We start from the raw sequence: 23,600 nt of genomic DNA on the forward strand, positions 1-23,600 counted from the left end.
TAACGTTAATACTGGCTAATCTCGCCATGCTATATGCTGCCTTTAGCATCAGGACACTTAAATACAATAAATTGCATTTTGCCCTTTGCCTTGTTTTAAGTATCACTTTTGTGATCATTGCTTTTAAGGCATATCCCATCTAAATCAGCTCTTAGTAGAGATTCATGATGAACCACTCGTGCCCATGAGATAAAAGATGTGGGCATGAGTGGTTTTTTTATTGCAATAATGTCACGCGCGATAAACAAATTGTTACGTTAAATCCTGCAAAATAGGGTAAAAACATAGAAGGAGGTGTCACAATGACAACAAAGAGCAGAATGACATGGAAACGGATTGGCGCAATTGCACTATCGGTAACACTGGCTTGGGGATTGGGACCGGTACATACTCTACCCGGCGCTAACGCTGCATCCTCCCCCACATGTGGAAGTGGAGATCACGGATTAACGGCTACGTTGAAAAAAGGCAGTGGTGTGGAAGACCAACGACTGCAATTTACGGATATCGATTTTCTGAACAATACAACCGGACGGGCTGCTGGTGAGGGATTCCTCATTGGCACATCGAATTCAGGCTGTACTTGGCAGTCCATCTATACGGGGCAATGGCAGTTCACACAACTTGATTTCCCCAATAATGTGAATGGATTTGCATTGGCACAGGTGAAGGATTCTCCAACGACGTATCTCATCCGCTCAACGGATGGTGGTGCGCACTGGACACGGATGGATACGAAGGGCATACCATTTAAACGAATTGATTTTCGCAATAAAAACGAAGGCTTTGGATACACCTATAATGGAGCTTATTTGACGAAGGATGGCGGTGCAACATGGAATCGAATCTCCACACCAGCCAATACACGCGGAGCTGTGTTTGCGACTGAGAAGCAAGGTTATGCTATTGTAGTGGTTCCTGGTTCGGGTTACCGTATCATGCAGACAAGTAATGGCGGCAAGAACTGGACGCAATCGTTGAAAGTGGCATCAACAACCTGGAGTGGTGGAGACTTATACGCAAACGGTAACCAGGTATGGGCTCTTCTGTATGGCGACGCAGGAATGTCCCAGCAGTCATATTCTCTCTACGCGAGCGGGAATGAGGGCAAGAAGTGGAGACAGGTCTTTGCTCAATCCACAGCAGGTGGGGGCCCTGCCCCAGGTGCAAGCAGCACAGGGAATGGAAAAGGCCCCGCAGACCCAGGGGGTCACCCAGGGAACATGGCGTTGATTGGTAATCAGACGGCCTATCTCTCCGCAGGATCACCTGCAGCAGGCAAAGTGGGGATTGGACGTTCATATGATGCAGGTTCCACGTGGAAAAATATCGACCTGAAAGATCCAGGTTATAGCTCCCGCATTTCGTTTCCTTCTGCCAAAACAGGCTGGCTCGTCGTAACCAGCGACAATTCTCCTGCGATTTATGAGACGACAGATGGTGGAACAACATGGAAGCAAAAAATGTTATTGCCCGCTGAAAACGAGTAAATGGCGTCATGCCATGGAATAATTTCAAGGCGATTTCAATCTAAAAGGGTATAAATCTTAACTTATTTGGCCTGATGAGGCCAGCGCAAACAAACAAGTCTTTTCCGGACAAAAAAAGCCGGAAAGGGCTTGTTTTTGCTTAAATAAAAACGGTTGAATCCTGTTCGGAAACACGTTATTGTAAGCGATAACAATACTATTTGGGAGGTTGAAATTATGGTTGATGTTATTCTAAAGGCAGATTCGGAACAAGGATTAATAAATCGCAATATATATGGTCATTTCTCAGAACATCTGGGACGCTGTATCTATGAAGGCATCTGGGTGGGGGAGGACTCACCTATTCCCAATACGGAAGGTATTCGAAATGATGTGCTTACTGCGCTGCAAAAACTGCGTATTCCCGTACTTCGCTGGCCTGGCGGTTGTTTTGCCGATGAGTATCACTGGAAAGATGGCGTAGGTCCCAAAAGTGAACGCGCCCGGATGATTAATACGCACTGGGGCGGGGTGGAAGAGAACAATCATTTTGGCACGCATGAATTCCTGAGATTATGTGAGCTACTTGATACGCAGCCATATATCAGTGGCAATCTGGGCAGCGGCACGGTGCAGGAGATGCAGGAATGGGTGGAATACATCACGTTTGATGGGGAATCACCGATGGCGAACTGGCGGAAGAGCAACGGCCGTGAAGAGCCATGGAAGCTGAAATACTTTGGAGTGGGGAACGAGAACTGGGGTTGCGGCGGTAATATGCGTCCGGAATATTACGCAGATGAGTACCGTCGTTATGCTACATATGTACGCAATTATTCCGGGAATGAAATTTATAAAATTGCCTGCGGCCCCAATGACAACAACTATCACTGGATGGAGGTGTTAATGCGGGAGGCCGGTCGATTTATGGATGGAATCAGCCTGCATTATTACACCATTCCAACAGGTGAGTGGGCAGATAAAGGTCAGGCTACAGGTTTTGGAGAAGCTGAATGGTTCACCACATTGAAAAAGACGCTATATATGGAAGAGTTACTTGTGAAGCACTCCGAGATTATGGACAAATATGATCCTGAGGGCAGAGTCGGTATTATCGTAGATGAGTGGGGAACGTGGTATAACGTTGAGCCAGGTACGAATCCAGGGTTCCTGTATCAACAAAATACGATGCGTGATGCTGTACTTGCTGGGATCAATCTGAATATTTTCAACCAACACAATAAAAGAGTGCATATGGCTAATCTGGCCCAGATCGTTAATGTGCTCCAGGCGTTGGTTTTGACAGAAGGAGAGAAGATGCTGCTTACGCCTACATATCATGTATTTGATATGTATCAGGTGCACATGGACGCGCAGCGGTTGGAACTGAATTACGAGAGCCCTGGATACACTTTCGGGGAAGAGACCATCCCTCAACTGAGTATGTCAGCTTCTCGCAGCAATGATGGCGTTATTCATGTGACTGCGTGTAACCTTAGTCATACGGATGAGCTTGAAGTGGTTTGTCAGATTGAATCAACGGACGCTTCTGCTGTAACGGGACGAATTCTGCATCATGCCGATTATAGTGCATTCAACACATTTGAACAGCCGGATCGGGTTCAACCGGCGGAATGGAAAGGTATTACACTCGAAAATAACAAACTGCGTTTTGTACTGCCTCCGGCCTCTGTTGGTGTGGTCGCTATAAAGGGATAATCAGTATGGATTCATCCGTGCAGAGTAGAAGCGCTGGGAAACGGGAACCATGCAAGGGATGTAACGATCAATATGATGTGAAGATTAGTGAAGCCAAGATGGCCCGGCTCGTGGAGCTTGCCTCACGTTCACGTCCAGCCGTCGAGGATGCTGAATATGAGCGGCGTTTATCTACCTGCTATAACTGTCCAGGGTTACAATACGGTACAACCTGCCGTTACTGTGGGTGTCTCGTACAGGTTCGCGCCAAGCTGGTAGAGTCGACCTGTCCGTTTCCATATGAGCCGCGATGGACCTGATCCAGAATATATTTCTTTATTAATGAAGCAAGGCAGAGCTGCACTTTACAGGTGTGGCTCTGCTTTTTTTGGCGTTGATGGGCAAGAACTCTGAATTTGGATTTGAATTGAGCGGGTGAACTGGATATAGTTATACAGTAGAGTGTAGGATAGCGAGCTATCCGGGAATATGAGCGCGTATAGCGGCACAACAATACAGGAAGGGCTGTTCTCACCGGCCGTGCCTGATTTTGCGTCGCCTCGAATATAATGGAGGTTAACATTCATGTCGAACATGCGACCGGTTCAGATCCGGCTGCACAGCCGTTATGAAGGTGAAGATGTACTGCAGGAAATGCAGGGTGAAGCCGTGTTGAAGGGATCTGTGCTCTATGTTCGTTATGAAGAGCCACAGGCTGGACCCGAGGGCGGTATTACCCGAACAACATTGAAGCTGGGCGGACAATCCATCAAGATTATACGTCACGGCGAGGTGGAATCGGAGCAAACATTTGAGTTAAACCGCAAGCTTCCTGGTTTTTACCGTTCGCCGTATATGTCGTTTGCCTTGTCCACGCATACACAGGAGCTGGAACTTTCCATTCAGGGATTGAGCGCACGCGCAGCGTGGAGCTACGACTTTTACCGCTTTGACGAAGAATCCGGACATTTCGCGATTAGTTTGCATATACAGGAGGAACCAATTTCATGACACGTAATCCATTAGATACGATTAACGAACGGGTAAGTACAGCCATCGGCAATGCCATTGTTGCTGCTGGCATTGTTACGCAGGAGGATCTGCCGACCATCACCCTTGAAGTACCACGCGAGAAAACACACGGCGATCTGGCAACCAATGCCGCTATGCAGCTGACCAAGATTGCCAAGCGTAATCCACGCCAGATCGCAGAAGAGATTATTGCCAATCTCAACCTGAGTGAAGCTGGAATCGAGAAAGCGGAAATTGCCGGACCGGGATTCATTAACTTTAAGTTGGACAAGAGTTATCTCTACCCTGTGCTGGGGCTTGTACATGAGCAGGGTGAGAATTATGGAAGAATCAATGTTGGTGAAGGGCGCAAGGTCGAGATGGAGTTTGTCAGTGCCAATCCGACAGGCAGTCTGCATCTGGGCCATGCGCGTGGAGCGGCTGTGGGTGATGCGCTTTGCAACATCCTCGACTATGCGGGATATGATGTAACACGCGAATACTACATTAATGACGCGGGTAACCAGGTATTTAATCTGGCTCGTTCCATTGAAGCTCGTTATTTGCAGGAACTGGGCCAAGACGCAGAGATGCCGGAAGACGGTTATCACGGTGAGGATATCAAAGGGTTTGCCAAGGAGCTAGTGGCTGAGAAAGGCGATTCTTTGCTGTCCATGCATCCAGGTGACCGTGCAGCTTACTTCCGCGACTTTGGTTTGGAGAAAGAACTGGACAAGATCAAACGTGACTTGAATCGCTTCCGCGTCAATTTCGACATCTGGTTCAGCGAAACTTCGCTGTATGATAACGGAGAAGTGTTGCGTGTGCTTGACGAATTGCGTGATCGTAATGAAATCTATGAGCAAGACGGAGCAACTTGGTTGAAAACGATGCAGTATGGTGACGATAAAGAGCGTGTTTTGATCAAAAATGACGGTACGTACACGTACCTTACACCGGACATTGCTTATCACCGTGATAAATATGCCCGTGGATACGACACGATGATTAACATCTGGGGAGCAGACCACCATGGCTACATTCCACGGATGAAAGCGGCCATGCAGGCACTGGGCAACGATCCTGAGAAATTGGTCGTGCTGATTGCACAAATGGTGAGCTTGTTCCAGAATGGCGAGAAAGTGAAGATGTCCAAGCGTACAGGCAAGGCGGTAACGATGGAAGATCTGATGGACGAAGTAGGCATTGATGCCATTCGTTACTTCTTTACTATGCGCAGCATGGATTCTCATCTGGACTTCGACATGGACCTTGCGATTTCGACGTCCAATGAAAACCCTGTATTCTATGTACAATATGCTCACGCTCGGGTATGCAGCGTATACCGTCAGGCAGAAGAACAAGGCATTGAGCTGTTGCCATTGGCACAGATCGACCTTTCGAAGCTGACCACGGAACATGAATATGACCTTCTTCGCAAAATGGGTGAACTGCCTGAAGAAATCGCAACTGCTGCTACGGGATATGCGCCGCATCGTATTGTTCGTTATGTATATGAACTGGCATCCCTGTTCCACAGTTACTATCGTGCAGAGCGCGTCATTACTGAAGACGCGGGACAAACCCAGGCGCGTCTGGCGCTGATCGGTGCTGTACGCACCGTCATCGCAACAGCGCTTCGTCTGGTGGGCGTATCCGCACCGGACAAAATGTAATTCAAGCCCTGGCGGTGCACAACCGCCTGTGGCTTTGGCAAAAAGTCTCCATGCACCACGCCTGCAATGCAGCGTGGACATGGAGACTTTTTGCTGTGCCCGCGGCCGAGTTCATACGGCCCCGAGGCACCCAGAGCCAGCGCTGCCTGCCGCCGTGGGCAACCACCGTGAAGCATCACATCACGCAGCAGTGCTGCGCTTAGTGATGCTTCACGGAACGGCTCCCTGCGGCAGGCAGCGCTGGTTACCCTCCGCCCTCCTGCATCAGCTTGAGGGCGTCAATCTCGCCACCGCGTATTTTGCTCTTCGCGGTGGAGGTCTTGCGTGGGCGCAGCGGAACGGTCGCGCGCTTCACGAGCATTTTGATCTCGGCTGGCGACAGGCCGGGGTGCTTCGCAAGCAAGAGCGCTATGGCGCCACTGACGTGGGATGTCGCCATGGAGGTGCCACTCATCTCATGGTGCTTGCCTTGCACCCAGGAGGAGACAATTTTGTCCCCAGGCGCGTATACATCGACGTAAGCACCTCGGTTACTGAACGAGGCAATCCGCCGGTTTTTGTCGGTTGCCCCAACTGATATCGTTTGAGGATAACGTGCCGGATAATCAATGCTGCGGCGTTTGCCGTCATTTCCTGACGATGCAACAATGACAATCCCGGCCTGATAGGCACGGTTCACAACATCAAGCAATGCTTTGCTGCGCGTTTTCATGCCAAAGCTCATATTGATAATATCGACCCGATTGCGCACACACCAGTCGATGCCAAGCACAATGTCTGACACGAAGGCCGAACCATTATGGTCGAATGCCTTCACCGGATAGATCAGGGAGCGAGGAGCAACGCCAATCATACCTGCCATACTATTGGCTGCGGCAATGGTTCCGGCAATATGAGTGCCATGACCGTTATCATCATGAGGAAGTAGACTGCGGTTTAACAGATTGATTCCGCGTGCCAGCGAATAGCGAAGATCCGGGTGTTGATAATCGGCACCTGTGTCAATCACGCCGATTTTAATCCGATGTCCTGTGGATACGGACCATACTTTGGGAGCATGAATCTGTTTGACACCCCAAGGTATGCCCTGAGCACTGCTCGGTTTACTGTGAAGCGCGGTGGCATGAAGGGAGATGGGTACATCTTCTTCTACCGTAATCTCATCGCTGTAGCGAGATAACTGTTCTGGGTCATGCACCGGGGCGATAATGGAGCGGGCCAGCCGGGAAGAGCGTACCATACCAAGATCCGTAAATTCATTCCTCATCCGCGACAGTTCCACGAGGCAGGCTTCATATTGCTTCGGTTTGGCGAACCGGATCAGGTACCGCCGCCCCTGTTCTGGTTCGGGACGTTGCATTCCTTCAACCAATTGATGTAGAAAACCAGTATAGTCCATAATGGGCAGCCCCCTTCGGGATGAACATGCTGAGGTATTCTATGAATGCATTGATCCCGCCGCATGGGGAACCTGCCCTTTTTTTACAAAAAACACGTTCTCTTCGTGTCAAAACGGGCGCAGGGACATATGATGGATGGAGGGCTAGAGGGCTCTTGCGGGGACCCTGGTGAGGAGCGATCCTTCAAGGGTATACAGTCAGAAGGCGGAGGGGACTCCGTCTTTTTTATATGATGATGTTTTTTTTGCACAAAGGGTGATATGTCCCCGAGTTAGATGTCTCTTACGGGTCTGTACATTGCTCGTTTGAAGTCGCTTCTTGGAATTATGAGACATCCATACATAAAAACTTGCTTTTTGAGGCTAAATAGGTTTTACTTAGGTTTGTTAATGGATATGTTATACGTAACGTTCCAGTTCGTAGGGATATAAAGTGAATTTTGTGTGAGAGGAAGTGTCTGTCAGTGAGTACCTCGCTCAATTTGAAAATTGATAAAGAAAAGGTCAGAGAGATTCCTTTGGTGGACCTCGCCTTTATGGTGCTGAAAGCGGCCAATACGCCGTATTACTACCGTGATTTGATGAATGAGGTAGCTAAACAGCGCGGAATGACTGATGAAGAAATTAACGAGTTTATCGCCCAGCTATATACCGAGATTAATATCGATGGCCGTTTTGCTTGCGTCGGTACAAGTCTGTGGGGCTTGAAGCGCTGGTATCCGGTAGCTGGATCGGAAGATACGATGACGGGTGCGAAGCGTCCGCGCATCATCAACGATGAAGACGATGATCTGGAAGATGAGGACTTCGGGGAAGAGGAAGACAGCTACAACAGCGACGAAGACTTCGATAATTCTGACGATGATCAGGACGAAGATGATGATGACGATGATGATGACGAAGACGACATCTTTGACGAAGAAGATGGCGATGAAGAAGTTCTGGTTGAAGATGACGATTTGGAAGAGGAAGACCTCGATGAAGACGATGAAGAAGAGTCCGAAGACGAGGGTGAATTTGACGACGATTCCGATAAGTAGCAGTCATTTTTGACCTCGATAGTTTACCCGTTTTCCCCGCATAGTCAGCCTTGACAGCAGACGGGGTAACGGGTAAACTATTGCATGGGCTTATGAATGAGCGACAAAATATTTATGTTTTTTATAAAAAGTGCCCCGTCCTGCGGGAGTACTTTTTTTGTATTTTTAGAGGCAGAATTTTGCAAAATGATTTGAATTCCGCATGCTCCCGGCCAACAATCCGTGGTCTATTTTTGTATATCCAAAACACCAAATGGATCGATGCAATGATATCTATTTAGGGACAGGCCCGGTAGTTGGCTCTCGGAAGGTTTGCACCATTCTACGCTGTAGAACAACGTTGTTTACACACGGTCTTCGCATGAAAGAGCAGTTCGCAGATGCAGGGAATTTCTGCCATTGCTCTTTTTAACGATGATTACCTGGGAAACGGGTTACGATAATACCATATATCGCCTGAATTTCTGTACTTATATTAGGAGGGTAATAATAGTGACAAAGTATATTTTCGTGACGGGCGGAGTTGTGTCCTCCCTGGGCAAAGGGATAACGGCTGCCTCGCTGGGCAGATTGCTGAAAAACAGAGGGTTGAAGGTAACTATTCAAAAATTTGATCCATACATCAATATCGACCCGGGGACAATGAGTCCTTATCAGCATGGTGAGGTTTTTGTAACGGATGATGGCGCGGAAACGGATCTTGACCTTGGCCACTACGAACGTTTTATTGACATCAACCTCTCCAAAAACAGCAACGTCACGACTGGTAAAGTATACTCCTCCGTCATCAGCAAAGAGCGGCGCGGGGAATATCTGGGCGGAACGGTACAAGTCATTCCACACATTACGAACGAGATCAAAGAGCGCGTATTCCGCGCAGGACGTGAAGCGGGTTCGGATGTTGTTATTACGGAGATCGGCGGTACGGTGGGTGACATCGAGAGCTTGCCGTTCCTGGAAGCTATTCGTCAAATCAAGAGTGATGTAGGTCGTGACAACGTCATGTACATCCATGTAACACTTATTCCTTACATCAAGGCTGCCGGCGAAGTGAAAACTAAGCCAACGCAGCACAGTGTGAAGGAATTGCGCAGTATCGGAATTCAACCGAACGTCATTGTATGCCGTACAGAGTATGAGCTGTCCAAAGATATGAAAGCCAAAATCGCTCTCTTCTGTGACATTGATGAAAATGCCGTGGTGGAATGCCGTGATGCAGACACATTGTACCAAGTGCCTTTGAACCTGCGTGAAGAAGGTTTGGATGAGATTGTGGTAAACCACCTGAAGCTGACTACTCCTGCACCGGATATGAGCGAGTGGGAAGGGCTGGTTGACCGTATCAACAAGCTGCAGCATACAGTGGAGATTGCCATTGTAGGTAAATATGTAGCTTTGCATGATGCTTATTTGAGTGTTGTTGAATCCTTGTCTCATGCAGGATTTGCATCCAATGCTGATGTGAAGATTCGCTGGATTCACTCCGAAGATATCACCGATGAGAATGTGGGCGATCTGTTGCACGGCGTAGGCGGAATTCTCGTACCAGGCGGATTTGGTGATCGGGGTATTGAAGGTAAAGTATCTGCGATTCGTTATGCCCGTGAGAAACAAATTCCGTTCTTCGGTATTTGCCTGGGTATGCAGGTTTCCGTTATTGAATATGCACGTTCCATCGTTGGTTTGACTGGAGCAAACAGCTCCGAAATCAATCCGGCTACAGAGTTCCCGGTAATCGACCTGTTGCCTGAACAAAAAGATATCGAAAACCTGGGTGGTACAATGCGTCTGGGTCTGTATCCTTGTAAGCTTCAGGAAGGTTCCCTGGCAATGTCTTGTTATGATGATGAGTTGGTCTATGAGAGACACCGTCACCGGTATGAGTTCAACAATGAATATCGTGAAGCGATCGAAAAAGCCGGTCTGGTAATCTCGGGTACATCCCCGGATGGACGTCTGGTTGAGATCGTGGAGCTTCCGGGACACCCATGGTTCTTGGCAGTACAATTCCACCCGGAATTCACTTCCCGTCCGAACCGTCCGCAGCCGTTGTTCCGTGAGTTTGTAAAAGCTTCTCTGGAGAACGCTGGGAAATAAGTATTGATCATTAAGTTATAAATAAATGGATGTTCTTGGCAGCCGATAAGGGTGCCAGGGGCATCCTTTTTTAGTGCGTAAAGTTAAGCGAAAATGGTTTTTGGCATTTTGGGATGTAAGCAGGATTTCAATGGGTAAGGTAGAATACTTATCATGACGACTATGGGATTGTTATCCAGATTCAGACGTACATGCTTTCCTAATTCTAGGAGGTTACTCAGTGGAAAATAAAAAAGTGTTGATAGTTGATGACCAAAACGGTATTCGAATCCTGTTAATGGAAGTGTTCAGCAGCGAAGGATATAATACGTTCCAAGCGCCTAATGGGAAGATCGCCCTGGAGATAGTAAATAATGACAAACCTGATCTTGTGCTGCTTGATATGAAGATTCCTGGCATGGATGGCCTGGAAATTCTGAAACATATTAAGGAAATTGATCCGGATATCAAAGTCATCATGATGACGGCTTATGGTGAACTGGACATGATCAAAGAAGCTACGGATCTTGGAGCGCTCATGCACTTTACGAAACCGTTTGATATCGATGAAATGCGAGTGGCAGTCAATATGCAGCTTCGAAATGATACTGCGAATAAGTGCAGCTGAATCCTGTAGATACAGGATTTTTTTGCGTGTGAGGCTGTGAGAGTTTACGGGTGGGCATACAAGGTATTTCAGTCAGACATCCGGGGAATATTGGAAATGGGGACGTCATCATGCTGTGTCTATGAAAACTGTGCTGCAAAGCACAGCATTTTTGCAAATGCTTGTTTAGTATTTGACATGGGATGTGGTATAATAAGCCCGTATGTGATTTCGGCTAAAAACCATAGACACAACCCAACACCCCTAGGAGGATTGAAACCATGCCATTAGTATCTATGACAGACATGTTGAACAAAGCACTCGAAGGTAAATATGCAGTTGGTCAATACAACATCAATAACCTTGAGTGGACTCAAGCGATTCTTGCTGCTGCTGAAGAAGAGAAATCCCCAGTAATCTTGGGCGTATCCGAAGGCGCAGCGCGTCACATGAGCGGTTTCTACACAGTAGTTAAAATGGTAGAAGGACTCATTCACGACATGAAAATCACCGTTCCAGTTGCGATTCACCTGGACCACGGTTCCAGCTTTGACAAGTGTAAAGAAGCGATCGATGCTGGATTTACATCCGTAATGATCGACGGTTCTCACCACTCTATCGATGAAAACATCGCAATGACTAAAAAAGTTGTTGAATATGCACACGCTAAAGGCGTTTCTGTAGAAGCCGAAGTAGGTACTGTTGGTGGACAAGAAGACGACGTTATCGGTGGTATCATGTACGCTGACCTGAACGAGTGTGTACGTATCGTTAAAGAAACAGGTATCGACACATTGGCTCCGGCTCTTGGTTCCGTACACGGTCCTTACCATGGCGAGCCTAACTTGGGCTTCAAAGAAATGGAAGAAGTTCGCGATGCAGTTAACGTTCCACTGGTACTGCATGGTGGTACAGGTATCCCTAAACATGATATCGACAAAGCCATTTCCCTGGGAACTTCCAAAATCAACGTGAACACTGAGAACCAAATTTCGTTCTCCAAAGTGGTTCGCGAAGTGCTTGCAGCTAAACCAGATGCTTACGATCCACGTACATTCATCGTACCAGGCCGTGATGCAATCAAAGAAACCGTTAAAGGTAAAATTCGCGAGTTTGGTTCCAACAACAAAGCGTAATTTGTCTTTACCAGTTCCATACTGTGTAAGTGGAAAGAACACCGCCTAGCCGGTGTCTTTCCATTTTCACGCCTTATTTCTACATCGAAAGCCAACAGCACGTATTGCCGTTAACCGGCTGCAAAACACGTAGGGGGACATTAAGCTTTATGGAAAAATTGATGATTAGTGGCGGACGTCCGTTACAGGGAACTGTAACTATAAGCGGCGCCAAGAACAGCGCCATCGCGCTTATTCCTGCAGCATTGCTTGCCGAGTCAGAAGTCGTGCTGGACAACCTGCCGCTTTTGAGTGACGTGGCGGTTTATGCAGAAATTTTGGAGGAACTCGGAGCTCGTGTACACTGGGAAGGCAGTCAGATGAAGATCGATCCTTCCGATATTAAATCCATTCCCATGCCGAATGGTCCCGTGAAGAAGCTACGTGCTTCGTATTATATGATGGGAGCACTGCTTGGGCGTTTTAAAGAAGCAACCATTGGTTTGCCCGGGGGCTGCAACTTTGAGCCTCGTCCGATTGATCAACATATCAAAGGGTTTGAAGCGCTTGGCGCAACCGTAACGAACGAACATGGCTCCATTCATTTGCATGCCAAAGAGCTGCGCGGAGCAAAGATTTATCTTGATGTAAGCAGTGTAGGTGCAACCATTAACATCATGCTGGCGGCTACTCGTGCCAAAGGCTCTACAATTATCGAAAACGCGGCTAAAGAGCCTGAGATTATAGATGTAGCAACACTTTTGAATTCAATGGGTGCCAGCATCAAGGGTGCGGGTACCGAAACGATCCGCATTGAAGGTGTGTCGGAGCTTAAGGGCTGCCGTCATTCTATCATTCCGGACCGTATACAAGCAGGTACGTATATGATCGCTGCGGCTGCGACGCGTGGCGACGTTCTGATTGACAATGTCATTCCTAAACATCTGGAGGCTTTGACGGCAAAGTTGCTGGAAATGGGCGTTGGCATTGAAGAGCTCGACGAAAGTATTCGTGTCATTGGCAAACCGAGCTACAATCATGTAGACGTTAAGGCGCTCGTATATCCCGGTTTTCCAACGGATTTGCAGTCCCCGATGACTAGTGTATTGACACAGGCAACGGGTGTGAGTGTCCTGAGCGACTTTGTATATAGCAACCGATTCAAGCACGTTCCTGAATTGGTACGCATGGGTGCCAAAATCCGTGTGGAAGGGCGCTCGGCTATTATTGAAGGCAGTGCACTGAATGCGGCCAAGGTAAAAGCATCCGATCTTCGCGCCGGTGCCGCGCTGGTGATCGCGGGTCTCACCGTCAGTGAAGGTGTGACCGAAGTGACAGGCGTTGAATTTATCGACCGCGGGTACGATCATCTAGTAACCAATCTGCGTCTGCTAGGTGCAGATGTGTGGCGAGAAACCGATTAATTCTGTATTGTATGACGAGTTTTACGGTATTCAAATGATTATTTTGGCAGAACTGCATATCCTTTCAGTAATTGGGTAAACCTGTTTTAATAGAGTTCTCAGTCTCTCCGGGATAAGACGAAATGTTCCTGTTTCCTTTACCGGAGGGTCTTTTTTTGAGTCAGACTTCATATGGCTTTAAGAACATCATTTCCTTTTCCCCAAACCCCGGTTTTGTTTGAACTGCGCTCCATAGCCGGTCTGCCCGGATCGAACGCCTCATGTATTCGTGTTCACTCACTAGCGGATCTTGCCGAAAGTTGGCTATCCCGCCCGGAAACTTACACTCAAAGACAAGTATTTGCATTATAACGGTTACATTCCGTACAATGGACAGAAGAGAAATGCAGAACGATGCTGCTCTTATAGCCGGAACATCAAGCGAAACTATCCATTTCACGGACTTATTAATTGAATAGGTGGTTATTATATGGATCTACAAATTTCCGATTTGGAAGAAATGAAACTAACGGACCTCTACAAACTGGCCAAAAAATATCAAATTCCCTACTACGGAACTTTGAAAAAGAAAGAATTGATCTTCGCTATACTACGTGCGCAAGCTGAACAGAGCGGATTAATGTTCATGCAGGGTGTGCTCGAAATTCTACCTGAAGGCTACGGATTCCTTCGTCCGATCAATTACCTGCCAAGTACAGAAGACATCTACATCTCAGCCTCACAGATTCGCAAGTTTGACCTAAGAACAGGTGACCTCGTATCAGGTAAGTGTAGAACACCTAAAGAAAACGAGCGATACTTCGGTTTGCTGCAAGTCAACGCTGTGAATGGTGAGAATCCATCGGCGGCTGCGGAAAGACTTCACTTCCCGGCATTAACCCCATTGTACCCGCAGAAGAAACTGGTTCTCGAAACATCCCCCAACCATTTGTCCACACGCATTATGGATGTGCTCGCCCCGGTAGGTCTGGGACAGCGCGGATTGATCGTAGCACCTCCCAAAGCGGGTAAAACACTTCTCCTCAAAGAAATCGCCAACAGCATCTCAACCAACAACCCGGAAATTGAACTATTTGTTCTGTTGATTGATGAACGTCCGGAAGAAGTTACGGATATGTCGCGTTCGGTTAAAGGGGAAGTTGTGGCTTCAACGTTCGATGAGCTGCCAGAGAACCATATCAAAGTTGCGGAATTGGTACTTGAACGTGCGCTCCGTCTGGTTGAAGCGAAAAAAGATGTCGTTATTTTGCTGGATAGCATTACGCGTCTTGCTCGTGCATACAACCTGGTCATCCCACCGTCCGGACGGACACTTAGTGGCGGTATTGACCCTGCAGCATTCCATCGTCCGAAACGTTTCTTCGGTTCTGCGCGGAATGTGGAAGAGGGCGGAAGCCTGACGATCCTGGCTACAGCATTGATTGATACAGGATCACGTATGGATGATATCATTTATGAAGAATTTAAAGGTACGGGCAATATGGAGCTTCATCTGGATCGTAAGCTGGCCGAGCGTCGTATTTTCCCGGCTATCGATATTCGTCGTTCCGGTACACGTCGCGAAGAAGTGTTGCTGAGCAAGGAAGAACTTGATACAATCTGGGCGATTCGTAAAAATATGAACGATTCCCACGACTTTGTCGAAGGTTTCTTGAAAAAACTGCGTAATAGCAAGACGAACGCTGAATTCCTGGCGGCATTTGATACAGCTGGCAGCAGCAGTCCAACCAGCAACTCCGGATCGACTACGACTCGCCGCTCGCCAAGACAGACTGCGGCGTCCGGTACAACTACCTAGCATTACGTCGTTGATTTAACTCAAATTTTGCAGCGCTGCTGCTGATTAACAATATACTCGTCGTTTGGTTTTAACCCATTAGATGTGAGGAGAACATCATGTATTTAGTATACGCAGATGAAAAAGGTAATGTATTTGATCATCCTTCCCTGTACGGGTTGGCCCGCAGTGGAGATATGATCGTCGAAATTATGGAGGATGAGCTGATTCCTTTGCCGGAAGGTGCAACGCTGGTTGGACTGCCGAGTACACGCCCGATTGGTATGGACCCGGATACTGGCGAAATGCTTCCAATGCCTAGCGATACACAGGCGGTTGGGGCTTTGCTTCCGCAAGGGTTCACTCGGTTGTGTCTGCCGGGGTATGTAAAGACGGATAAAGAGTACAAACTGCCTTTGTTCGGTTACTCGGCTGTTGTGTGGAAAGATGGTCAGTTTTACGTCACTGCCCGGATGTCGGATCATCCAGATCAATGGAATCCGCTGAACTGTGATCGGGATGACGTACATGCGGGTGTTAAACGTTTAACGAAGCAATATCCTGAAAACCGTCTCTATACCCATCTGTCCAATTGTGCGCTCGGGTATGAATGTCTGACTTCGTCCAACACCTTCCTGAATCGTTGGGAAGGCGGAGTTCCAGTATCCTATTCCTGCAACGCAGGCTGTTTCGGATGTATTTCCGAGCAACCGGATGATAGTGGCTTCGTTTCTCCGCAGACCCGGATGAATTTCCGTCCGCGTGTGGACGAAATCGTTGAAGTAATGCTGGAGCACTTGAAGACGCCGGAATCGATTATCAGCTTTGGTCAAGGTTGTGAAGGGGAGCCTTCCACACAGGCCAAATTGATTATTGAAGCCATCCGTGAAGTGCGTTCCATAACCGACATGGGATATATCAACATTAACACCAATGCCGGTTTGAATGATCACATGAGAGGTATTGTTGATGCAGGGCTTGACCTCATGCGTGTAAGTACAATCAGCGCTCTGGATGACCACTACAATGCATACTACAAACCTCGCGGATATACACTGGCCAATGTAGAAAAATCGATGAAATACGCCGCTTCCCAGGGCGTATATACGTCGATCAACTATTTGATCTTCCCGGGAGTAACAGATCGTGAGGAAGAGATTGAAGCGATGATTGAGTTTGCTCGCAGAACCGAGTTGCGTCTTATTCAAATGCGTAATCTTAATATTGACCCGGAGAGCTATCTGGAATTGATTCCTCCGGCTCAAGGTGATATTTTGGGTATGAAGCAAATGATTGAGATCTTTGAGGAAGAGCTGCCTGATGTCGTTATCGGCTCTTACACGCATGTTCCCCCAGCTGGAATGGCACGTCCTAAACGTCTGATCACCTCTTGACAATAATGGATTGCAACCGGCATTAGGCCGTGTTATAATCTTCGATGTTGTGCCATTTACTCTGGGTCCGCTTGAGGCTCAGGGCGGAAAGAGGTGAAAGGTAATGAAAGCAGCAATTCATCCTAAATACACGATTGGTCAAGTATCTTGCGCTTGCGGGAATACTTTTGAGACTGGTTCGGTTAAAGACGGACTTCGTGTAGAGATTTGCTCCGCGTGCCACCCGTTCTTTACCGGTAAACAGAAGTTTATCGATGCTGGCGGCCGTGTTGATCGTTTCAAGAAAAAATACGGAATCTAATTCAGCAATTCCCTGGGGATTGTCTGTCTATTACATCCAAATCACCTCTGCCGTTCCGGCAGGGGTTTTTATATTTTTTTATGTGATTGTATTGCTGCCCTTTTCGCTCCGGTTGCAATTTAGACAACCTTAAGTTATACTATTTCTTACCGTGCTAGATGGGGAGGTAGCGGTGCCCTGTAACTCGCAATCCGCTACAGCGAGGTTGAATTCCTGCTAGAGGTTTTGTCGATGTGAGGTTTGGTCCCTTAACGTGGTGTTGACGGTTGGGTCCTCCGCAATGAGTACTCATGAACCTGGTCAGGTCCGGAAGGAAGCAGCCATAAGTGAGATCACTCTTGTGCCGGAGGGTCGCCTAGCCCGAGCTGTTGTTAAGGGGTGCCGCTTGGATCGCAAATATCGATAGCAGGTGCACGGCTTACCATTTAAATGTAGAGACCTTTGCAGTTGTATGTATGCAGAGGTCTTTTTGATATGTCTAAAAAAACCACGTATGATGAGTCAGATAAAGTTTGGATTCACCCCGGAATATAGTATAATGGGGGAACGACAAAGGACTCGAATGCGAAGTGGAAGGAAGGTAACGCATCATGGAGCATATCGCGTTATACCGGGCTTGGCGTCCCCAGTCGTTTCAAGATATGGTGGGACAACAGCATATTATTCAGACCTTGCAGAACGCGATTCGTGAACAGCGGACTTCCCATGCCTACTTGTTTAGCGGGCCCAGAGGAACAGGGAAGACGAGTGCCGCCAAGATTTTGGCCAAAGCTGTAAACTGCGAACGCGGGCCTGCGCCTGAGCCTTGTAACGAGTGTGAAGCTTGCCGCAGGATTACGACTGGCGCTGTGATGGATGTGCAGGAAATTGATGCCGCATCCAACCGTGGCGTTGAAGAAATCCGCGATCTTCGGGAAAAGGTGAAATACGCCCCGACTGAAGTCCGGCAGAAAGTGTATATTATTGACGAAGTGCACATGCTGACGACAGAGGCATTCAATGCGCTGCTCAAAACATTGGAAGAGCCTCCGCCACATGTGATGTTTATTTTGGCAACGACAGAACCCCATCGTCTTCCGGCAACAATTATTTCTCGCTGTCAGCGATTTGATTTTCGCAGAGTGTCTCTGGAAGAACAGACAGCACGACTTACGCTGATCTGTGAACAGGAAGGCATGGAAGCCGATCAGGACGCACTCCAGTATATTGCCCGTCTGTCTGACGGGGGAATGAGGGACGCACTCAGTGTCCTGGATCAGATCTCTTCCTTTACAGATGGAAGGGTGACCTATCAGCAGGTTATGGATATGACCGGAGGCATTCCTTCCGAACAGTTTGCAAAGTTGGCTGCTTCTCTGCTCAAGGGCGATGTAGGTCATATTTTGCAGATGATCGAAGGGTTCATGCATGAAGGTAAGAGTGCGGACAAGTGCATGGAAAATTTGCTTTATTATTTCCGTGATTTGCTTATGATTAAGATGGTGCCGGATGCCGATAAACTGACGGATCGGGTACTTAACCCCGAGTCGTTCCGTGATATGGCGGAATCATTCACCAAGGAACAGCTGTTCCAGATGATTGATACACTTAACCGGTACCAGAGTGAGATGAAATATGCAGTACAGCCGCAGACGCTGTTTGAAGTAGCTCTCCTTAAACTGTGCAGTATTCCTGCTCAAGGGGCGTCATCGGGTCAGATGGCGGGTTCGGCCGGCGCTGCTCCTGCTGTATCCGCGCCAGTGGATGGCGGGGAGATCAACCGACTGAAGCAACAGCTTGCTGAACTGGAGAAAAAGCTGGATCGTGCGCTTAAGAGCGGTTTGTCTGGGGGAGAGGCTGCATCAAGTGCTCCTTCACGCCCGGCAACACGAGCTCCGGTGTCGAGAGGCAATTCGCCAGCGAAGTTACCTGCACAGCTTGATCAGTATGTTGCACATAAGGGATCTCCTGAGTTTACGGAGGTTAGCAAGAAGTGGGGGCAGATCCTGCAGCGCGTCAAAGAAGAGAAAGTAACCGTTCACGCCTGGTTTATGGATGGTGAACCTGTATCGGTGCTGGAAGACAATGTTCTGGTGGCGTTTAAGAACAACATCCACCGTGAAACTACGGAGAAGCAGGCTAATCGCGAAGTGATTGAACGGGTGCTGTCTGAACAGCTTGGACGTTCAGCGCGTCTTGTGACGATGATGCTCAAAGATTGGACTGGAGCGATGGAAGGAGCTGCTGAAACGCCAAAGGAGGACTTTAAGCTTGAACCTGAGCATGAAGACGGCGGTTCAGGCAACAAGCAGCCTTGGATTGATGAAGCCATCCAGCTCTTTGGTGAGGACCTTGTAGTGATCAAAGAATAGATATACATGCGCCTGGCGCGATAACTATACCAAAGGAGATGAATAATCATGAACAACATGAACCAAATGATGAAACAAGTGAAGAAAATGCAGGAGCAAATGCTGAAGGCACAGGAGGAACTGGCGGACAAAACAGTCCAAGGTACTTCTGGTGGCGGTGTTGTAACTGCTGAAGTTAACGGACATAAGAAATTGCTGGCGATCACTATCAAGCCAGAAGCGGTTGATCCAGAAGATGTAGAAATGCTGCAGGATCTGGTTATGACAGCAGTCAATGACGCAATGACCAAAGCGGATGAAATTGCGAACCAGGATATGGGTAAATTCACAGGCGGTATGAAAATTCCGGGATTATTTTAATTAAAATTGATCCTATCAAAGGAGACGCAATCGATTGTATTATCCCGAACCGATAGCGAAGCTGATTGATGCTTTCACCCGTTTGCCGGGTGTTGGCCCCAAGACTGCGGCGCGACTAGCTTTTCATGTGCTTAACATGAAGGAAGATGACGTTATTGATTTTGCCAAAGCGCTCGTCAGTGTGAAGCGGAATCTTCATTACTGTTCGGTGTGTTGTAATATTACGGATACTGACCCGTGTCGGATCTGTCAGGATAAATCCAGGGATGTCTCGGTAATCTGTGTCGTTCAGGATTCCAAAGATTTGGTGGCTATGGAGCGTACCAAGGAATTTGACGGATACTATCATGTGCTGCAGGGTGCAATCTCTCCTATGGAGGGGATAGGTCCGGATGATATCCGTCTGAAGGAACTATTGACCCGTTTAAGCGATGAGCGAGTTAAAGAACTGATTCTGGCTACAAATCCGAATATCGAAGGTGAGGCCACGGCGATGTATATTTCTCGTCTGGTCCGTCCGTTTGAGATCTCGGTGACTCGGATTGCCCATGGATTGCCTGTTGGGGGCGACCTGGAGTATGCAGATGAAGTGACTCTTTCCAAGGCGCTGGAAGGGCGCAGGGAGATGAGATAGCTGTGCGTGTTTCTTATTAAGAGTATGCACCTATAATGATTGATATCTTAATTGAAAAGAATAGATAAGTTTGGATTACTTAGAGAGCCCTTTGGGCTCTCTTTTTTTGTTTTAATACTCTTTGAAATTTCGCTTAAATGTAAAGCCTCTCATTTCTACTGCTGTATCATAGAATTTCGTTGAGATTAAATTAACGATTCATTAAATTGTTTAGCTCAGTTCTAAGTTTGTCCTTTCCCTGATATGTATGAGAATATGTCGTGCTGATCAGGAGGGAGCGAGCTTATGTTTATATGGCGAAATATAGGAAGATCGGTGGAGAAGCGTGAAAGAATGCTAAAGGAGATGGAAGAGGAACAGATTTATTCAGATATACAGAAAGCCAAGGCAGAGTGGGAACGGGCTGTCAGACAGTTTGAAGAGGCGCAGGGGCAGGATGAGATTGATTATGCGATCTATGTGCTGGAGGCCGCGGAGCGTAAATATCAGATTCATTTGAAGCGTGCTAAACGTGTAGGGATTAATAAGGCAGTTATAAGTGATCGGGGAGTGAGCATGTAGGTGGAGGTGTGACATTCAATTATGGGGGTGTTAAGTATGAAGAGTCTTATATTAGGTAGTGTGCTTGTTGTGTCGTTACTAGGGCTGATAATCATCTTGTTTAGAAAACGGATTGGGCTATCCTTCTTTACATCATTCGGGATTCATCTGGTACTGGCTGCGGTGGGGATATATGTTGTTAATTATTCTGGTTGGATCACTGGAGCATACATCCCGCTGAACCCTGCCACAATAGGTACTGTAAGCATTCTAGGACTGCCGGGTGTTGGTTTATTATTGGGTTTGAAAATTTCTTTGTTTGGGTAGTTGACTCCTTCGATGTTTATATGGTACATTATATCTCGTTGCTTTGCTTGCTTGGTTAAATGCTTTTGACGAAATGATTGAGTTTGATAAGAACTCGAAAAAAGAATTTCAAAAAAAGCTTGACTGAAACAAACGAAGTATGGTATATTATAAAAGTCGCCGCTGAGAGAAAATGGTGATGAAAAAGCAAGGAAATTATTGAGTTTGATCTTTGAAAACTGAACAACGAGTGAGTAACGATCTTGCTTGCAAGATCAACGCTGAGAAATCGGTACACGTCTTCGGACGGTATGATTTCGAAGCAACAATGAGATTTTTAATCTCGTCAGTTTCAAAATGAGCTTATCGCTCTTTTCAATACTTTATTGGAGAGTTTGATCCTGGCTCAGGACGAACGCTGGCGGCATGCCTAATACATGCAAGTCGAGCGGACTTGATGAGAAGCTTGCTTCTCAGATAGTTAGCGGCGGACGGGTGAGTAACACGTAGGCAACCTGCCCTCAAGCTTGGGACAACTACCGGAAACGGTAGCTAATACCGAATAGTTGTTTTCTTCTCCTGAAGGAAACTGGAAAGACGGAGCAATCTGTCACTTGGGGATGGGCCTGCGGCGCATTAGCTAGTTGGTGGGGTAACGGCTCACCAAGGCGACGATGCGTAGCCGACCTGAGAGGGTGATCGGCCACACTGGGACTGAGACACGGCCCAGACTCCTACGGGAGGCAGCAGTAGGGAATCTTCCGCAATGGGCGAAAGCCTGACGGAGCAATGCCGCGTGAGTGATGAAGGTTTTCGGATCGTAAAGCTCTGTTGCCAGGGAAGAACGCTTGGGAGAGTAACTGCTCTCAAGGTGACGGTACCTGAGAAGAAAGCCCCGGCTAACTACGTGCCAGCAGCCGCGGTAATACGTAGGGGGCAAGCGTTGTCCGGAATTATTGGGCGTAAAGCGCGCGCAGGCGGTCATTTAAGTCTGGTGTTTAATCCCGGGGCTCAACCCCGGATCGCACTGGAAACTGGGTGACTTGAGTGCAGAAGAGGAGAGTGGAATTCCACGTGTAGCGGTGAAATGCGTAGATATGTGGAGGAACACCAGTGGCGAAGGCGACTCTCTGGGCTGTAACTGACGCTGAGGCGCGAAAGCGTGGGGAGCAAACAGGATTAGATACCCTGGTAGTCCACGCCGTAAACGATGAGTGCTAGGTGTTAGGGGTTTCGATACCCTTGGTGCCGAAGTTAACACATTAAGCACTCCGCCTGGGGAGTACGGTCGCAAGACTGAAACTCAAAGGAATTGACGGGGACCCGCACAAGCAGTGGAGTATGTGGTTTAATTCGAAGCAACGCGAAGAACCTTACCAGGTCTTGACATCCCTCTGACCGGTACAGAGATGTACCTTTCCTTCGGGACAGAGGAGACAGGTGGTGCATGGTTGTCGTCAGCTCGTGTCGTGAGATGTTGGGTTAAGTCCCGCAACGAGCGCAACCCTTGATCTTAGTTGCCAGCACTTCGGGTGGGCACTCTAAGGTGACTGCCGGTGACAAACCGGAGGAAGGTGGGGATGACGTCAAATCATCATGCCCCTTATGACCTGGGCTACACACGTACTACAATGGCCGGTACAACGGGCTGTGAAGCCGCGAGGTGGAACGAATCCTAAAAAGCCGGTCTCAGTTCGGATTGCAGGCTGCAACTCGCCTGCATGAAGTCGGAATTGCTAGTAATCGCGGATCAGCATGCCGCGGTGAATACGTTCCCGGGTCTTGTACACACCGCCCGTCACACCACGAGAGTTTATAACACCCGAAGTCGGTGGGGTAACCGCAAGGAGCCAGCCGCCGAAGGTGGGATAGATGATTGGGGTGAAGTCGTAACAAGGTAGCCGTATCGGAAGGTGCGGCTGGATCACCTCCTTTCTATGGAGAATCGTTTCCTGTAACGGAAACATTCAAATACGCAGCTTAGCTGCAAAAATTACTCACTCGTTGCTCAGTTTTGAGAGCTCAAACTCTCAAACGTTTGGTGGCGATAGCGAAGGGGTTCCACACGTTCCCATCCCGAACACGACCGTTAAGCCCTTCAGCGTCAATGGTACTTGGACCGCAGGGTCCTGGGAGAGTAGAACGCCGCCAAGCGTAAACCCATTACGGGTTTCAATATGATATATAATGTGGGCCCTTAGCTCAGTTGGTTAGAGCGCACCTCTGATAAGGGTGAGGCCGGTGGTTCGAGTCCACCAGGGCCCACCATGTATACCTTAAAATCTAATATGGGGCCATAGCTCAGCTGGGAGAGCGCCTGCCTTGCAAGCAGGAGGTCAGCGGTTCGATCCCGCTTGGCTCCACCAACAAGATTTTACAAGCTTGTTCTTTGAAAACTAGATATCGAAACGAAATTTTGCGA

19 protein-coding genes, 2 tRNA genes, 2 rRNA genes and 1 other RNA gene are annotated in these 23,600 nt (G+C 48.0%); 23 read left to right on the forward strand and 1 reads right to left on the reverse strand.

Annotation, left to right across the window (positions count from 1 at the left end):
* Window positions 1-302: 302 nt before the first annotated feature.
* The 5 genes from MKY42_RS00570 (at window position 303) to argS (ending at window position 5,854) form a co-directional block, all read left to right on the forward strand.
* Window positions 303-1,490: a hypothetical protein gene (locus MKY42_RS00570; protein ID WP_090905337.1), complete on the forward strand. Its 1,188-nt coding sequence runs from the start codon at window positions 303-305 to the stop codon at window positions 1,488-1,490.
* Window positions 1,491-1,706: 216 nt separating this feature from the next.
* Window positions 1,707-3,188 (forward strand): alpha-N-arabinofuranosidase, encoded by a 1,482-nt coding sequence (locus MKY42_RS00575; protein ID WP_090905335.1) that lies wholly within the window; start codon window positions 1,707-1,709, stop codon window positions 3,186-3,188.
* Between the two features lie 77 nt (window positions 3,189-3,265).
* Complete coding sequence (locus tag MKY42_RS00580; protein WP_339847975.1) at window positions 3,266-3,487, forward strand: DUF6171 family protein; 222 nt, start codon at window positions 3,266-3,268, stop codon at window positions 3,485-3,487.
* Window positions 3,488-3,752: 265 nt separating this feature from the next.
* Window positions 3,753-4,178, forward strand: a complete 426-nt coding sequence (locus MKY42_RS00585) for a DUF1934 domain-containing protein (protein WP_063567645.1) — start codon at window positions 3,753-3,755, stop codon at window positions 4,176-4,178.
* The gene (gene argS / locus MKY42_RS00590) at window positions 4,175-5,854 is read left to right on the forward strand and encodes an arginine--tRNA ligase (RefSeq protein ID WP_090905331.1); all 1,680 of its coding nucleotides are present in this window, start codon (window positions 4,175-4,177) and stop codon (window positions 5,852-5,854) included. The genes MKY42_RS00585 and argS overlap by 4 nt, the downstream gene beginning before the upstream one ends.
* Before the next feature lie 244 nt (window positions 5,855-6,098).
* Here argS and MKY42_RS00595 read toward each other — a convergent pair whose 3' ends face one another.
* Complete coding sequence (locus MKY42_RS00595; RefSeq protein ID WP_090905328.1) at window positions 6,099-7,253, reverse strand: S8 family peptidase; 1,155 nt, start codon at window positions 7,251-7,253, stop codon at window positions 6,099-6,101.
* A gap of 464 nt (window positions 7,254-7,717) precedes the next feature.
* On the opposite strand from MKY42_RS00595, the gene rpoE reads away from it, so the two are divergent.
* From rpoE to MKY42_RS00685, 18 genes are all read left to right on the forward strand, one after another.
* Window positions 7,718-8,293, forward strand: coding sequence for a DNA-directed RNA polymerase subunit delta (gene rpoE / locus MKY42_RS00600; protein ID WP_076292187.1), 576 nt, complete (start codon window positions 7,718-7,720; stop codon window positions 8,291-8,293).
* 492 nt (window positions 8,294-8,785) lie between these two features.
* Window positions 8,786-10,390, forward strand: coding sequence for a CTP synthase (locus MKY42_RS00605; RefSeq protein ID WP_090905326.1), 1,605 nt, complete (start codon window positions 8,786-8,788; stop codon window positions 10,388-10,390).
* A 220-nt stretch (window positions 10,391-10,610) separates the two neighbouring features.
* A complete protein-coding gene (locus tag MKY42_RS00610) occupies window positions 10,611-10,997 on the forward strand; it encodes a response regulator (protein ID WP_024628781.1) in 387 nt (128 codons plus the stop codon).
* A 260-nt stretch (window positions 10,998-11,257) separates the two neighbouring features.
* Entirely contained in the window at window positions 11,258-12,112 is an 855-nt protein-coding gene (gene fba / locus MKY42_RS00615) for a class II fructose-1,6-bisphosphate aldolase (protein ID WP_090905324.1), read from the forward strand.
* 149 nt (window positions 12,113-12,261) lie between these two features.
* On the forward strand, window positions 12,262-13,515 hold the full coding sequence (locus MKY42_RS00620; RefSeq protein ID WP_063567653.1) for a UDP-N-acetylglucosamine 1-carboxyvinyltransferase: 1,254 nt from the start codon (window positions 12,262-12,264) through the stop codon (window positions 13,513-13,515).
* Between the two features lie 469 nt (window positions 13,516-13,984).
* Complete coding sequence (gene rho, locus MKY42_RS00625) at window positions 13,985-15,313, forward strand: transcription termination factor Rho (protein WP_090905320.1); 1,329 nt, start codon at window positions 13,985-13,987, stop codon at window positions 15,311-15,313.
* Window positions 15,314-15,411: 98 nt separating this feature from the next.
* A complete protein-coding gene (locus MKY42_RS00630) occupies window positions 15,412-16,686 on the forward strand; it encodes a radical SAM protein (RefSeq protein ID WP_339847989.1) in 1,275 nt (424 codons plus the stop codon).
* Window positions 16,687-16,789: 103 nt separating this feature from the next.
* Window positions 16,790-16,987: a 50S ribosomal protein L31 gene (gene rpmE, locus MKY42_RS00635; RefSeq protein WP_024628775.1), complete on the forward strand. Its 198-nt coding sequence runs from the start codon at window positions 16,790-16,792 to the stop codon at window positions 16,985-16,987.
* A gap of 149 nt (window positions 16,988-17,136) precedes the next feature.
* Window positions 17,137-17,404: signal recognition particle sRNA large type (ffs, locus tag MKY42_RS00640), an RNA gene on the forward strand.
* Window positions 17,405-17,577: 173 nt separating this feature from the next.
* Complete coding sequence (gene dnaX, locus MKY42_RS00645; RefSeq protein ID WP_090905316.1) at window positions 17,578-19,338, forward strand: DNA polymerase III subunit gamma/tau; 1,761 nt, start codon at window positions 17,578-17,580, stop codon at window positions 19,336-19,338.
* 48 nt (window positions 19,339-19,386) lie between these two features.
* The gene (locus tag MKY42_RS00650) at window positions 19,387-19,698 is read left to right on the forward strand and encodes a YbaB/EbfC family nucleoid-associated protein (RefSeq protein WP_024628773.1); all 312 of its coding nucleotides are present in this window, start codon (window positions 19,387-19,389) and stop codon (window positions 19,696-19,698) included.
* Window positions 19,699-19,732: 34 nt separating this feature from the next.
* On the forward strand, window positions 19,733-20,332 hold the full coding sequence (gene recR / locus MKY42_RS00655) for a recombination mediator RecR (protein WP_062329683.1): 600 nt from the start codon (window positions 19,733-19,735) through the stop codon (window positions 20,330-20,332).
* A 285-nt stretch (window positions 20,333-20,617) separates the two neighbouring features.
* Complete coding sequence (locus MKY42_RS00660; protein ID WP_256222566.1) at window positions 20,618-20,893, forward strand: DUF2508 family protein; 276 nt, start codon at window positions 20,618-20,620, stop codon at window positions 20,891-20,893.
* Window positions 20,894-20,929: 36 nt separating this feature from the next.
* Window positions 20,930-21,199: a pro-sigmaK processing inhibitor BofA family protein gene (locus tag MKY42_RS00665; RefSeq protein WP_090905314.1), complete on the forward strand. Its 270-nt coding sequence runs from the start codon at window positions 20,930-20,932 to the stop codon at window positions 21,197-21,199.
* A 362-nt stretch (window positions 21,200-21,561) separates the two neighbouring features.
* Window positions 21,562-23,113: ribosomal RNA gene (locus tag MKY42_RS00670) — 16S ribosomal RNA — on the forward strand.
* Between the two features lie 102 nt (window positions 23,114-23,215).
* Window positions 23,216-23,332: ribosomal RNA gene (gene rrf, locus MKY42_RS00675) — 5S ribosomal RNA — on the forward strand.
* Between the two features lie 37 nt (window positions 23,333-23,369).
* Window positions 23,370-23,446 (forward strand) — tRNA-Ile (locus tag MKY42_RS00680).
* A gap of 22 nt (window positions 23,447-23,468) precedes the next feature.
* A tRNA-Ala gene (locus MKY42_RS00685) sits at window positions 23,469-23,544 on the forward strand.
* Window positions 23,545-23,600 lie beyond the last annotated feature (56 nt).

The sequence above is a fragment of the Paenibacillus sp. FSL W7-1088 genome (assembly GCF_037969855.1).
In the GTDB taxonomy this organism is placed as follows: domain Bacteria; phylum Bacillota; class Bacilli; order Paenibacillales; family Paenibacillaceae; genus Paenibacillus.